The 398-nt window shown below is 70.4% G+C and carries 1 protein-coding gene; it reads left to right on the top strand.

What is annotated here, in order from left to right; genetic code table 11:
- A partial coding sequence (locus FLP08_RS17225) for an extracellular solute-binding protein (RefSeq protein ID WP_156278156.1) occupies nucleotides 1-375 on the top strand: 375 nt, incomplete at its 5' end.
- Nucleotides 376-398 lie beyond the last annotated feature (23 nt).

Consider the following 398-nt stretch of genomic DNA (forward strand, 5'->3'; position numbering starts at 1 on the left):
GACGTGGTGATGACGTCCACCTACACCGGGCGCATCGCCGACGCCCACCGCGCGGGGCGCAACCTGGCCCTGGTATGGCCGGGCAGCCTGTACGGCATGGACTACTGGGCGGTGGTCAAGGGTTCGAAGCGCGGCGCCGAGGCGCGTCGCTTCATCGCCTTCGCCAATGCCCCGGATGCCCAGGTGCGCTACGTCGAGAACATTCCCTACGGGCCGACCAACCGCCAGGCCGCCCAGCGCCTGCCCGCGCAACTGGCGAGCTGGGTGCCGACCGCGCCGGCGAACCTGGAGCAGGGCCTGGCGATGGACGACGAATTCTGGGTCGAGCACGGCGAGGAGCTGGAGGAGCGCTTCAACGCCTGGGCCAGCCAGTGAGACGGGCGCCACGTAACCTGCGA

Origin of the sequence: Christiangramia aestuarii (assembly GCF_009735585.1) — a bacterium.
Classification (GTDB): domain Bacteria; phylum Bacteroidota; class Bacteroidia; order Flavobacteriales; family Flavobacteriaceae; genus Christiangramia; species Christiangramia aestuarii.